10 protein-coding genes are annotated in these 13617 nt (G+C 49.8%); all 10 read left to right on the top strand.

The window, feature by feature from the left end; all coding sequences use genetic code 11:
* Nucleotide 1: 1 nt before the first annotated feature.
* The 10 genes from ABUE20_RS00200 to dgcA all read left to right on the top strand — a co-directional run bounded on the left by ABUE20_RS00200 (nucleotide 2) and on the right by dgcA (nucleotide 13616).
* A complete protein-coding gene (locus tag ABUE20_RS00200) occupies nucleotides 2–1255 on the top strand; it encodes a sarcosine oxidase subunit beta family protein (RefSeq protein ID WP_408617778.1) in 1254 nt (417 codons plus the stop codon).
* An 11-nt stretch (nucleotides 1256–1266) separates the two neighbouring features.
* Entirely contained in the window at nucleotides 1267–1557 is a 291-nt protein-coding gene (locus tag ABUE20_RS00195) for a sarcosine oxidase subunit delta (protein ID WP_408617777.1), read from the top strand.
* Nucleotides 1558–1569: 12 nt separating this feature from the next.
* On the top strand, nucleotides 1570–4584 hold the full coding sequence (locus ABUE20_RS00190) for a sarcosine oxidase subunit alpha (protein ID WP_408617776.1): 3015 nt from the start codon (nucleotides 1570–1572) through the stop codon (nucleotides 4582–4584).
* Between the two features lie 52 nt (nucleotides 4585–4636).
* Entirely contained in the window at nucleotides 4637–5251 is a 615-nt protein-coding gene (locus ABUE20_RS00185; RefSeq protein ID WP_408618218.1) for a sarcosine oxidase subunit gamma, read from the top strand.
* 54 nt (nucleotides 5252–5305) lie between these two features.
* Nucleotides 5306–6172, top strand: coding sequence for a formyltetrahydrofolate deformylase (purU, locus tag ABUE20_RS00180; RefSeq protein ID WP_408617775.1), 867 nt, complete (start codon nucleotides 5306–5308; stop codon nucleotides 6170–6172).
* A gap of 205 nt (nucleotides 6173–6377) precedes the next feature.
* Nucleotides 6378–7754, top strand: a complete 1377-nt coding sequence (locus tag ABUE20_RS00175; RefSeq protein ID WP_408617774.1) for an L-serine ammonia-lyase — start codon at nucleotides 6378–6380, stop codon at nucleotides 7752–7754.
* Nucleotides 7755–8506: 752 nt separating this feature from the next.
* Nucleotides 8507–9661 carry a choline metabolism transcriptional regulator GbdR gene (gene gbdR, locus ABUE20_RS00170; protein WP_408617773.1) on the top strand — a complete coding sequence of 385 codons (1155 nt, stop codon included), beginning with the start codon at nucleotides 8507–8509 and terminating at the stop codon, nucleotides 9659–9661.
* Between the two features lie 285 nt (nucleotides 9662–9946).
* Nucleotides 9947–10924, top strand: coding sequence for a dipeptidase (locus tag ABUE20_RS00165; protein WP_408617772.1), 978 nt, complete (start codon nucleotides 9947–9949; stop codon nucleotides 10922–10924).
* Nucleotides 10925–10958: 34 nt separating this feature from the next.
* Nucleotides 10959–11489 carry a DUF5943 domain-containing protein gene (locus tag ABUE20_RS00160; RefSeq protein ID WP_408617771.1) on the top strand — a complete coding sequence of 177 codons (531 nt, stop codon included), beginning with the start codon at nucleotides 10959–10961 and terminating at the stop codon, nucleotides 11487–11489.
* A gap of 63 nt (nucleotides 11490–11552) precedes the next feature.
* Entirely contained in the window at nucleotides 11553–13616 is a 2064-nt protein-coding gene (gene dgcA / locus ABUE20_RS00155) for a dimethylglycine demethylation protein DgcA (protein WP_408617770.1), read from the top strand.
* Nucleotide 13617: the final 1 nt, after the last annotated feature.

Genomic DNA, 13617 nt, shown 5'->3' with positions numbered 1-13617 from the left:
TATGCAGCGTTATTCAGGATTTGGACTGTTCAAACACAGCCTGAGCTATCATGAAAATTGGCAGCGGGCGTGGCGCAGCCCGCAACCGAAAAAGAAATATGACGTCATCATTATTGGTGGCGGCGGCCATGGACTGGCGACTGCCTACTATCTGGCCAAAGAACACGGCATCACCAATGTCGCCGTGTTGGAAAAAGGCCGATTAGGCGGCGGTAACGCTTGTCGTAACACCACCATCGTGCGTTCGAATTACTTGTGGGATGAGTCAGCAAATCTGTTCGAACATTCACTCAAATTATGGGAAGGATTGTCGCAGGATCTGAACTATAACGTGATGTTCTCCCAGCGAGGTTGTTATCACCTTTGCCATACCTTACAGGATCTGCGTGATGGTGAGCGGCTGGTCAACGCCAATCGTCTTAATGGGATCGACAACGAACTGATCGATGCTGCGCAGTTGAGCCGCGAGATCCCGATCCTTGATTGTGGTAACCAGACCCGTTATCCAGTCTTTGGGGCAACAGTACAACGCCGAGCAGGTAATGCTCGCCATGATGCGGTTGCTTGGGGATATGCCCGTGGCGCCGATAGCTTGGGGGTTGATCTGATCCAAAACTGTGAGGTCATCGATTTAATCATCAATGACAACCGGATCACGGGCGTAAAAACCAAACAGCACGGCAATATCATGGCTGACCGAGTCGGTTGCGTGGTCGCGGGGCATTCCGGCGTGCTGGCGAAAATGGCTGGCTTTGAACTGCCGGTTGAATCTCATCCTTTGCAGGCATACGTTTCCGAGCCGATTAAACCGGTGCTGGATACGGTCGTGATGTCCAACCATGTACACGGCTATATGAGCCAGTCGGATAAAGGGGACTTGGTCATCGGTGCCGGGATTGACGGTTATATTGGTTATGGTCAGCGCGGTTCTTACCCGATCATTGAACATACCATGCAGGCGATTGTAGAGATGTTCCCGGTGGTTAGCCGAGTACGGATGAACCGCCAGTGGGGTGGGATCGTGGATACCACACCGGATGCCAGCCCGATCATTTCCGATACCCCGGTCAAAGAATTGTTCTTTAACTGTGGTTGGGGAACCGGGGGTTTCAAAGGGACTCCAGGCTCAGGTCATCTGTTTGCAGCGACCTTGGCTAATGGTAAGGCCCATCCGATTGCTGAACCGTTTTCTATGTTCCGCTTCCATAGCGGTAAATTGATCGATGAGCACGGCGCTGCTGCCGTCGCCCACTGAGGAGATAATCCATGTTACACATTTATTGTCCGCATTGTGGCGAATATCGTGAAGAGGATGAATTTCACTGCAAAGGGCAGGCCCATATTCAGCGTCCGCTCGACCCGGATAATTGCAGCGATGAAGAGTGGGGAAATTATATGTATTTTCGTAGTAATCCTCGCGGGCTGCATCATGAGATCTGGTTTCATTCGGCGGGGTGTCACAAATTTTTTAATGTGACTCGCGATACCGTCAGCTATCAGATCAAAGAAGTTTACAAAATGGGAGAGCAGCCATCGCTGGCTGCTATCAAGGGGTAAGGAGTGTTGCCCATGAGCCAGAAAAATCGTCTTCGTTCAGGCGGTCGCATCGACCGCTCTAAACAGTTTTCATTTCGCTTTAATAACCGTCAGTATCAAGGCTATCAGGGCGATACCATCGCCTCTGCGCTGCTTGCTAACGGCGTTTCTATCCTCGGTCGTAGTTTCAAATACAGCCGAGTACGCGGCATTGTGGCTAGTGGTGCCGAAGAACCCAATGCGGTACTACAGATCGGCAGTCACCCGGCGACGCAGGTCCCGAACGTGCGGGCCACTCAACAGAGCCTTTATGATGGGCTGGTTTGCCGTTCCACCAACGGTTGGCCGAGTGTCGATACTGATATTATGGGAATTATTGGTAAAGTCGGCGGTAAAATGATGCCTCCGGGTTTTTACTATAAAACCTTCATGTTTCCACAATCAATGTGGAAAACCTATGAGAAATTTATCCGTAAAGCGGCGGGTCTTGGCGCTGCACCAGAAGAACACGATCCAGATAAATATGACAAAATGAATCAGCACTGTGATCTGTTGGTCGTCGGTGCCGGTCCCGCTGGGTTAGTGGCGGCCTTGACCGCAGCACGTAGTGGGGCTCGGGTGATTCTGGCTGATGAGCAAAACGAATTCGGCGGTCACCTACTGGATACTCAGCAACAACTTGACGGAAAACCAGCCAGCGAATGGGTGGCTAACGTTGTGGCTGAATTGGCGACTTATCCGGAAGTGACTTTGCTCTCGTATGCGACGGTCAACGGTTATCACGATCAAAACTTCCTGACGATTCATCAGCAATTAACTGACCATCTAGGTGAAACCGGGAACGGTCAGATCCGTGCTCGGTTGCATCGTGTACGAGCCCGTTGGGTCGTATTGGCGACTGGGGCGCATGAGCGGCCATTGGTATTTTCTAATAACGATCTGCCGGGTTGTATGTTGCCTTCGGCAATCTCTGCTTATATCAACCGCTATGCGGTGACTCCAGGCCAGAAATTGGTGTTAATGACGACCAATGATGATGCTTATCAGTGTGCTTTAGACTGGCATGGCAGTGGCCGTGAAGTAGTGGCTATTGTTGATACGCGAGCCAATCCACAGGGAACCTTGATCGAGAAGGCTCACCAACAGGGGATCCGAATCATCACCGGTAGTGCAGTCATCGAGGCCAAAGGCAGCAAATGCATCGATGGTGTGTGGGTCTCGAGTATTGATGCCAAAGGTGAACAACTGACCGGTCGTGCGAAATTTTTAACCTGTGATACGGTGGCGAGCTCTGGGGGATGGAGTCCTGTGGTTCATCTTTCCTGTCATACCGGCTGCCTGCCTGTATGGAACGATGAAGTGATTGGTTTTCTTCCTGGCAAAACGCAGCAGAACCAACTAACCGCTGGGGGCATTAACGGCACTTATTCTCTCAAGGAAGTATTGCTAGAAGGGGCGCAGGCCGCACAGCAAGCCTTGACTGATTTAGGTCTGTCGCATGAGGCCATTGAACTACCGAAAACGGAAAACATCGTGAGTGGTCAGCCGATGGCGCTGTTCCATATTCCCCACACCAAACCGACGTCACGGGCACCGAAGCAGTTTGTGGATTTGCAGAACGATGTGACTGCGGCGGCGATTGAACTGGCAGTGCGTGAAGGCTTCGAAGCGATCGAACACGTTAAACGTTATACCGCGCTGGGCTTTGGAACTGATCAGGGCAAATTGGGTAACATCAACGGGATGGCTATTGCCGCGAAAGCACAGGGGAAAACGATTCCTGAAACCGGCACTACGGTATTTCGTCCTAACTATACTCCGGTGACCTTTGGTGCGGTGGTCGGACGGGATTGTGGTGAACTGTTTGATCCGAAACGATTAACGGCGATGCATCGCTGGCATGAGGCGCACGGAGCCAAATTTGAAGATGTTGGTCAGTGGAAACGTCCTTGGTATTACCCTAAAGGGGGCGAATCGATGCGCGATGCCACCAATCGGGAATGTCAGGCGGCTCGCAATGGTGTGGCGATTCTGGATGCATCGACCCTTGGTAAGATTGATATTCAGGGTAAAGATGCCCGCGAATTTATCAGCCGTATTTATACCAATGCTTGGGCTAAATTAGGTGTAGGCAAATGTCGTTATGGCTTGATGTGTCATGAAGACGGCATGGTCTTTGATGATGGGGTGACCTCTTGTCTGGGCGAAAATCACTTCTTAATGACCACCACCACCGGTGGGGCCGCTGGCGTGCTGGAATGGTTGGAACTGTATCATCAGACCGAATGGCCAGAGCTGGAAGTCTATTTCACCAGTGTCACCGATCAGTGGGCAACATTGACCTTGAGTGGTCCGAAGAGTCGTCAATTGCTAAGTGAGCTGACCGATATGGATCTCAGCCATGAGAACTTCAGCTTTATGAGCTGGCAGCAGGGCGTGATCGCTGGGGTCCCGGCACGGATCTTCCGGATCTCCTTCACGGGTGAGTTGTCGTTTGAAATCAATGTTCAGGCCAACTATGGCATGTACTTGTGGGAAAAACTGTTTGAACACGGTGCTAAATACGATCTGACTCCGTATGGCACTGAAACTATGCACATTCTGCGGGCAGAAAAAGGCTTTGTGATTACCGGACAGGATACCGATGGTACTGTCACCCCGCATGACTTAGGCATGAGTTGGTGTGTCTCGAATGCTAAGCCGTTTAGCTATGTGGGTAAACGCGGCATGATGCGTGAGGATAACCAACGCGCCGCCCGTAAACAGTTGGTTGGATTAAAAACCCGTGATCCGCAGGTGATTTTGCCGGAAGGCGCGCAGGCGGTCAAAGATCCGAAGCAACCGTTACCGATGACCATGTTAGGACATGTCAGCTCCAGTTATTGGAGTCACACCTTAGGTCGTAGTATCGCCCTTGGCTTTATCCGTGGCGGACACGATCGCAGCGGCGAAACTGTCTATTATCCACTGGCCGATGGCCGGGTGATCGAGGCCGAAATTTGCAGCCCGATCTTCTTCGATCCTAAAGGAGAACGTCAGAATGTCTGAGACTCTAGTTATGCAAGAAAGTACCGAGAGCGCAGTTAAACGAGTTGCCTTTATGGATCAACTAGCGGATGGCTCCGTGCGCATTGAATCACCGCTGTATAACGCAGGTGTCTATCGCAAAAACGTCAGCTCTGCAGCCAGTGCCGGTGTGGTTTTATGCGAGAAGCCGTTGATGGGGCATCTGACCCTGCGCGGCTCGCAGCAAGATGACTCATTTCTGAGTGGCGCCGCTGAAGTTTTGGGAGGGCCATTGCCGACCCAACCGTTGACTTCGGCCAACTATGAGGATGTGACGATCCGTTGGATCAGCCCTGACCAATGGTTGCTGCTGGTTGACTTTAAACGCGCTAGTGAAGTGGAACAGCAGTTACACCAAAGCTTGAGCGGCCATTATAGTGTGGTGAATGTCAGTGGCGGTCAGACTCTGCTTGAGTTATCGGGGAGCCATGCCAGTGATGTGCTGAAAAAAGGCACGTCATTGGATATTCACCCCAGCCACTTCCCGGTGGGCAAAGTGGCTGGCTCGACGCTGGCTAAAAGTAGTGCACTATTTTGCCGTACCGGCGAGCAGAGCTGGGAGTTGGTGGTCAGACGCAGTTTTGCCGATTACCTCTGGTTGTGGTTGCAAGATGCCGCGGAAGAATATGGCCTTGTTGTTCAGCGTTAGTCGTGGAGGCGTACCGATGCGGTACGCCTTTTTCATTTGTTTACAGGAGTTTTTATGAGTCGTCAGCCCGATGCCTGGATCTTTACCGCCAGTTGCCCCAGTAAAGTGGGCACCGTTGATGTCGTGACCCGATTTATGGCGCAATCGCAGCACTATATTAATGAACTCCATTCGTTTGATGACCGATTTAGTCAACGATTTTTTATTCGTATCGAATTTTTGCCCGGTAGTGATCCGTTTGATCCAGAGCAGTTCGCTAAGCAGTTTGTCACTCGTGCTGAGCCATTCGGCATGCAATGGCAGCTAACCTCGCCACTGCATCGGGAGCGAATTGCCATTTTGGTCTCTAAATTTGACCATTGCCTCAATGACTTGTTGTTTCGCCATCGTACCGGGCAGTTGTTGATTGATGTGCCGGTGATCATCTCCAATCATCCCGATCTGGAACAGCTGGCTAACTGGCATAACATTCCTTATTACCATCTGCCGATTACCGCCGAGACTAAACCGCAGCAGGAAGCACAGATCCTTGCCTTGTTAGACCAATATCAAATTGATCTGGTGGTGTTAGCGCGCTACATGCAAATCCTTTCCCCCGAGATGAGCAAACAGCTTAGTGGTCGGGCGATCAATATTCATCACTCGTTATTGCCCGGTTTTAAAGGGGCTCGGCCCTATCATCAAGCATGGGCAAAAGGGGTGAAAATGGTTGGTGCCACGGCGCATTATGTGAATGATGATCTGGATGAAGGACCGATTATTACCCAAGGGATCCAGACCGTGGATCATGCTTGTTATCCAGAAGATTTGGTGGCTAAGGGCCAGGATATCGAACGGGTGACTTTATTTAATGCGGTGCGTTATCACGTTGAAAAGCGCGTGTTCTTAAATGGCAACCGCACGGTCGTTTTTAGCAACTAAACAAATATTCTAGATAGCACTCTCAATATAGGTTAGGGAAGGCGTAGGTCGCTTTCTCTACTGTTTTTAATTCCGTCATCAGTGCCATTTTACCCTCCAATCAAAGTCGTCAGACGGCGAAGGAATATCGGTAGATGTCGTTTCATGACATGCGAGCCATTTTAGTTAACCCGATAATGAATCCATATCTACCTTGGAGAGCATTATGGGTATCAGTATTTTTGATCTGTTTAAAGTCGGCATTGGCCCTTCTAGTTCCCATACAGTTGGACCGATGCGGGCTGCAAAAATGTTTGCCACAGAACTAACTGACATCGGGATCCGCACCGCTGTTGAACGGATTCAGATCGAGTTGTTCGGCTCGCTCAGCGCCACAGGGGTCGGCCACGGCACCGATAAATCGGTGGTGGTCGGTTTGATGGGCGAATCTCCTGATACCGTGGACCCACGTTCTATCGATCCCGCCGTCAAGGCCATCTGCGAAACCGGTTATCTGGCGCTGGCTGGCGGCCCGGGAATTGCTTTTGACTGGAATCACGATCTGCAGTTTATCGATGAAGTGTTGCCCTATCATCCTAATGCCATGCGCCTGAGTGCTTTTGGTAAGGAGACATTGCTACACAGCAATTGCTATTACTCCATTGGTGGTGGTTTTGTGCTTGATGAAAGCGAAGCGACTGCCGGAGCTCATCTGGTGCCCCAGCATGACCTGCCTTATGATTTCAATACGGCCAAGCAATTGCTCGACCTCTGTGTTGAGAATAAATTTCGGATCAGTGATCTGATGTTAGCGAATGAGCGCGTTTGGCGGAGTGAGGCTGCGATTCATAGTGGTGTGGATGAGATCTGGCGAGTGATGCAGGAGTGCATTGCCAATGGCTTGGAAAGTGAGGGCATTTTACCCGGAGGGCTGCGAGTACAGCGGCGGGCGCCTTCACTGTATCGTTCATTAGTTCAGGTGTCATCGGAGAATGTCATTTGTGCCACTTTAAGTGGCATGGATTGGGTCAATCTCTATGCGCTGGCCGTTAATGAAGAAAACGCCGCCGGAGGGCGGATGGTGACCGCACCGACCAACGGTGCCGCCGGGATCGTACCAGCCGTGTTGATGTATTACATGCGCTTTGGCAAGGACACCGGCAGTAACGATGTGCTGCGCTTTTTGCTGGCGGCCGGAGCCATTGGAGCTTTGTGTAAAAAGAATGCTTCTATCTCCGGTGCTGAAGTAGGGTGCCAGGGAGAAGTCGGTTCCGCTTGTGCCATGGCGGCGGCCGGATTGGCCGAAGTGATGGGCGCGACCCCGGAACAGGTCGAGAATGCAGCTGAAATTGCCTTGGAACATAATCTGGGCCTCACCTGTGATCCGGTCGGTGGGTTGGTGCAGGTGCCTTGCATCGAACGTAATGCCATCGCGGCGATGAAGGCCATCAATGCGGCGCAGATGGCACTGCGCGGTAACGGCACCCATTTTGTCACTTTGGATCAGGTGATTATGACCATGCGGGATACCGGGCGAGATATGCAGGATAAATATAAAGAAACCTCTCGGGGTGGTCTGGCGGTCAATACTATCGAATGTTAATGCGGTGTGCTGATGTCAAAGGTCGTTCAGAGAACCGTCTATTCAGTTGATTTACCGACATCAGCAGCCCTGTGATCCGCAATGAAGCAATCATGTAGCAAGAGCCCTGATGCATGATTTGCTGGCATTGACCGGTATTTATGGGTCTTTTGGGTTACTTTTCTGGACTCTGACACGGGTTAAAATCATGACAACTGATTACAAAATCTCCAAGACAGGGCAAACATGTTAAAAAATGGGGCAAACTTGTAAAAAAACTGAAAATAAAATTTCAAATTAATGAATAAAATATGTGCTAAGTTCCGCTTTTTCATTTTTTCCCTAGTGTAGACTCGCTTCAACTATCGTAAATCAGGCATCGACATGTCTATTTGCGCCATTCTTAACTATTAATTTTATTAATATCAATATGAGGCATAGAAGTTGCTGTTGTAAATGTTGCCAAGTTGATAAATATCTGTTTGTTTTGGGATCGGCCCTTTGGTGTTTTCTTGTATAGATATGTGCCGTGTAATCATGAGAAAGATAAGCTCATACCGATACCCAAATGACTTTAAATCTTGCTTTTAAGACCGTCAGTAAAGGATGTGTGAGAAGAGCGAGTCACTAAAGTTTCAGAAAATCCTTGGCGATACATAACATTAATATTACGCCAAAATTTGGAAACAAATTGGAAACGCGTTTGTGAAGTGCAGGAACATATTGCTTGTCCAATGGTTTTGGAGCGAGCCATAATACATGAGGTTAGCGCAATGTCTGAATTTAACATTTCACTTCAAGAGAATGCAGTAAGAGGCAAGACCCATCGCATTGGCTTCTTGTTACTCAATAATTTTACCATGATCGCGTTGGCATCCGCTGTCGATCCGCTACGAATGGCTAATCAGTTAAGCGGCAAAGAACTCTATGACTGGTACACGATTAGTGAAGATGGTGAGGCGATTAAAGCCAGTGACGGGATCAATATCGTCCCCGATTGTTCGATCAAAAACGTGCCGGAATTGGACGCTTTAATTGTTGTGGGGGGCGTCAATATTACGCGTAGTTATAGTCGGGCTCAGGTGTCTTGGTTGAAATCGCTGGCTCGTAAACAGATCCAACTGGGTGGGGTGTGTACGGGCCCTTATCTATTGGCGGAAGCCGGGCTGTTGGATGGTTATGATTGTAGTGCTCATTGGGAGTGTATTGCCTCGCTGCAGGAAGCTTATCCGAAAGTGCGTTGCACCAATCATCTGTTCGTTGTTGATCGGGATCGAATGACTTGTAGTGGTGGTTCGGTACCGATGGATATGATGCTGTATATGATCAAACGTGATTTTGGCTATCAGTTAACCGCTAGTATTTCCGAGATGTTTATTTGTGACCGAGTGCGTAATGAATCGGACTATCAGCGGATCCCGCTACGCCATGTGCTCGGCACTGCGCAACCCAAACTGGTAGAAGCGATTACGTTAATGGAAGCGAACATCGAAGAGACCATCGAATTGGATGAATTGGCGAGTTATGTCGATTTGTCACGGCGTCAATTAGAACGCTTGTTCCAAAAATATCTGCAGTGTTCACCCTCGAAATATTATCTGAAACTACGTTTGTTCCGCGCTCGGCAGTTGTTGAAACAAACTTCAATGTCGATCATTGAGATCGCTACCGCCTGCGGTTTTGTATCATCCCCTCATTTTAGCAAATGTTATCGGGTTCATATCGGGATTCCCCCTCGGGAAGAACGCAGCGGTATGCGCGATAGTCTGAGTTTGCAAGAACAAACCGTGGTGCCATTAAACGTCAACAACAAAGTGATGTCGGAATTAAACTATCAGAGTAGTTACGTCAATCCGATACAACAACAATCGATTCGGGCGTTGGCAAACGCTCAATACGAACCGACTTACGGCTCGGTCGCCCTTTAGATTGCCTTCTTTCTGAATGCCGCTGTAGCCTTGAATTGGGCTCGGCGGCATGCATATTCATCTGCTTTTTACCTCTGTTTATCTTTTGGATCTTAGTCAACATTTTTCATGAAGCTGCGTTTTCGGGGGAGTGTACCCTCGATTAAAAGGGCTTGTTACTTGAGGATTGGCACGGCCTGAACTCGTACTGCGCTCAGGGTCTTTTGGGTGACGTTTTCAGAACAATGTGAGTGACCGATTCTTCCTATTCTGGAGTAACTCGAAAATCTTTAGATAGGTGAAATAATGAATTCAGTCCAACTGCATGATGATGCCATTGTTATCGACGGTTTGGTCATCGCCAAATGGGATCGCGATCTGTTTGAGGATATGCGTCGTGGTGGTTTGACGGCTGTCAACTGTACAGTATCAGTCTGGGAAGGGTTTCAAAACACCGTCAACAATATTGTGGCGATGAAAGCGCTGATCGAACAAAACGCCGATTTAGTGATGCAAGTCCGCACCACGGCCGATATCCGCCGCGCCAAAGAGCTGGGTAAAACCGGTATTTTAATGGGGTTTCAGAATGCCCATGCCTTTGAAGACCAGCTGGGTTATGTGCAGATTTTTAAAGAACTGGGCGTTGGGGTGGTGCAGATGTGCTACAACACTCAGAATCTGGTCGGGACCGGCTGTTATGAACGGGATGGCGGGTTGTCCGACTTTGGCCGTGAAATTATCGCTAAGATGAATCAGCATGGGGTGATGTGCGACCTATCTCATGTCGGCGGTAAAACCTCCGAAGAGGTTATTTTAGAATCGAAAAAACCGGTCTGTTATTCCCACTGTTTACCTAGCGGTCTGAAAGATCATCCGCGCAATAAGTCCGATGAAGAACTGAAGTTTATCGCCGATCATGGCGGCTTTGTCGGAGTGACCATGTTTGCGCCATTCCTGAAAAACGGCATTCATTCCACTATCGAGGATTATGTCGAAGCGATCCAATACATCTTCAACCTGGTGGGCGAGGACCAGATCGGTATCGGTACCGACTTCACTCAAGGTCATGGTCAACCATTCTTTGAATGGCTCACTCACGATAAAGGCTATGCCCGCCGTCTGACTAACTTTGGCGAGATCATTAACCCGGAAGGGATCCGTACCCTTGGGGAATTCCCTAATCTGACCGATGCACTACTGCGCAACGGCTTCAGTGAAACTCAGGTTCGTAAAATTATGGGTGAAAACTGGATGCGCGTGTTGGCGGATGTTTGGGGCGAATAATTACAATTTTTAAAATTTTTATGGAGTAAAGACTATGGGCGTACATGCACCCGAACTGCCGATCAATGTGGACGATGAGACCGGCGTATGGACTACCGACGCACTTCCTATGCTGTATGTGCCACGGCATTTTTTTGTCAACAATCACATGGCTATCGAAGAAGAGATCGGAGCTGAACGTTATGCCGAAATCCTCTATAAGGCGGGTTATAAATCGGCACATTACTGGTGTGAAAAAGAAGCCGAAGCCCACGGTATTAGCGGGGCGGCGGTATTCGAACACTATCTGAACCGACTGTCACAACGGGGTTGGGGACTGTTTATCATTGAACATCTCGATCTGGAAAGTGGCCGGGCACGGATCCGTTTAGAACATTCGTGTTTTGTCTATCAGTACGGCCAGGTAGAACGCAAAGTCGATTACATGTTTACCGGCTGGTTTGCCGGTGCGATGGATCAGATTGCCGAAAGTCTGGGTTACTCGGTACGGACCCAATCGCAGCAGTTGCAAAGTGAGGCGCAGGCCGGTTGCGACTATGGCATTTTTGAAGTATCGCCACTTTAGCTAAGCATGAGCCAATAAGTTTTATTGCACAGTATTGCCGAATTAGATTGATTGAGGTGACCTATGTCGCAGTTCGATATCCTGTTTCAGCCGTTGAAGATCAACAAGCTGACAATCCGTAACCGCATCGTGAGTACGGCCCATGCCGAAGTCTACGCCACCGATGGTGGGATGACGACGGATCGTTACGTTAAATATTATGAAGAAAAAGCCAAAGGCGGATGTGGCCTTTGTATTTGTGGGGGATCTAGCGTGGTGTCGATCGACAGTCCACAAAGCTGGTGGAGTTCGGTGAATTTATCGACGGATCGGATCATCCCTCACTTTCAAAATCTTGCGGATGCAGTTCACAAACATGGGGGCCGGATCATGATCCAAATTACCCACATGGGACGGCGTTCTCGTTGGGATGGTGAGAACTGGCCAAACCTGATGTCACCATCAGGGCTTCGTGAGCCGGTGCATCGGGCCACCTGTAAAATCATAGAAGAGGAAGAGATCTGGCGCGTGATCGGTGACTTTGCCAAAGCGGCGGTTCGCGCTAAAGAGGGCGGTCTGGATGGCGTTGAAATTTCGGCCGTGCATCAGCATTTGATTGACCAGTTTTGGTCACCACGCGTCAACAAACGGACCGACCAATGGGGCGGCAGCTTTGAAAATCGGATGCGCTTCGGGATGGAAGCGTTGAAAGCGGTACGCGCAGCCGTCGGTCCAGATTTTGTGGTTGGCATGCGTATTACCGGTGATGAATTCCATCCGGATGGTCTCTCTCATGAAGACATGAAACAGATCGCAGCCTATTACGATGCCACGTCAATGGTCGATTATTTCGGGGTCGTGGGTTCCGGTTGTGATACCCACAATACGCTGGCGAATGTGATCCCCAACATGAGTTACCCACCGGAGCCGTTCCTGCATTTGGCGGCAGGTATTAAAGAAGTGGTCAGTGTGCCGGTGATCCATGCTCAGAACATTAAAGATCCTAATCAGGCGAAACGAATCCTTGAGGCAGGGTATGTTGACTTTGTCGGCATGACCCGAGCGCATATTGCCGATCCGCATTTTATAGCCAAGATTAAAATGAATCAGGTCGATCAGATCCGGCAGTGCGTCGGAGCTAACTATTGCATCGACCGCCAATATATGGGGCTGGATGTGCTCTGTATCCAGAATGCTGCAACCTCCCGCGAATACATGGGAATGCCGCATATTATTGAAAAAACTACCGGTCCTATTCGCAACGTGGTCATTATCGGTGGTGGGCCGGGTGGTATGGAAGCGGCACGCGTGTCGGCCGAACGTGGCCATAAGGTCACACTGCTGGAGAAAGCCGAGCAGCTCGGCGGTCAGGTCAATATTGCTGCCAAAGCCCCGCAACGTGATCAGATGGCTGGGATCACCCGCTGGCTGGCGATGGAACTGGATCGGTTAGGTGTTGAAGTGTTACTCGGTCAAGAGGCAAGCGCCGAGATGATCCGGGAACTGAAGCCGGATGTGTGTATTCTGGCCACCGGTGGTCGGCCTTTCTTAGAGCAAAACCCAGCTTGGGGTGCTGAAGAGGGATTAGTGGTTTCCACTTGGGATATTCTTAACGGTACGGTTGAACCGGGTAAAAACGTGCTGATTTTTGACACGATTTGTGAATTCTCGGGGATGTCGGCTGCAGATTATTTGACTTCGAAAGGGTCATTGGTTGAGTTGGTCACAGACGATATCAAACCGGGGGTGGGTATCGGAGGTACTACCTTCCCAACCTATTACCGCAGCCTGTATGAGAAAGAGGTGATCATGACCTCCGATCTCAGTCTGGAAAAAGTCTACCGCGAAGGAGACAAGTTGGTTGCAGTATTGGAAAACGAATACACCGGGCAAAAAGAGGAGCGGGTAGTCGATCAGGTTGTCGTCGAAAATGGTACCCGGCCGAACGAAGCGCTTTACTATGAACTCAAAGCTGAATCGGTGAACAAAGGGCAAATCGATGTCGAAACCCTGTTTGCTGCCAAAGCGCAACCCGTGCTGAGTGAAGCGGCGGATGGCATGATCCTGTGGCGCTTAGGGGATTGTGTGTCGCAACGGAATACCCATGCAGCCATTTATGATGCATTACGCCTGTGTAAAGATCTGTAGG

This window comes from Celerinatantimonas marina (assembly GCF_046054165.1).
Lineage (GTDB): Bacteria > Pseudomonadota > Gammaproteobacteria > Enterobacterales > Celerinatantimonadaceae > Celerinatantimonas.
The sequence above is the reverse complement of the archived record's forward strand: the minus strand, read 5'-3'. Positions and strand labels throughout refer to the sequence as shown.

Bases quoted from the DNA above. Each gene is read 5' to 3' on its own strand.
- gbdR (WP_408617773.1), top strand. From the start codon at position 8,507: ATGTCTGAATTTAACATTTCACTTCAAGAGAATGCAGTAAGAGGCAAG.
- ABUE20_RS00185 (WP_408618218.1), top strand. From the start codon at position 4,637: ATGGATCAACTAGCGGATGGCTCCGTGCGCATTGAATCACCGCTGTAT.
- ABUE20_RS00200 (WP_408617778.1), top strand. From the start codon at position 2: ATGCAGCGTTATTCAGGATTTGGACTGTTCAAACACAGCCTGAGCTAT.
- ABUE20_RS00160 (WP_408617771.1), top strand. From the start codon at position 10,959: ATGGGCGTACATGCACCCGAACTGCCGATCAATGTGGACGATGAGACC.
- dgcA (WP_408617770.1), top strand. From the start codon at position 11,553: ATGTCGCAGTTCGATATCCTGTTTCAGCCGTTGAAGATCAACAAGCTG.
- ABUE20_RS00195 (WP_408617777.1), top strand. From the start codon at position 1,267: ATGTTACACATTTATTGTCCGCATTGTGGCGAATATCGTGAAGAGGAT.
- ABUE20_RS00175 (WP_408617774.1), top strand. From the start codon at position 6,378: ATGGGTATCAGTATTTTTGATCTGTTTAAAGTCGGCATTGGCCCTTCT.
- ABUE20_RS00165 (WP_408617772.1), top strand. From the start codon at position 9,947: ATGAATTCAGTCCAACTGCATGATGATGCCATTGTTATCGACGGTTTG.
- ABUE20_RS00190 (WP_408617776.1), top strand. From the start codon at position 1,570: ATGAGCCAGAAAAATCGTCTTCGTTCAGGCGGTCGCATCGACCGCTCT.
- purU (WP_408617775.1), top strand. From the start codon at position 5,306: ATGAGTCGTCAGCCCGATGCCTGGATCTTTACCGCCAGTTGCCCCAGT.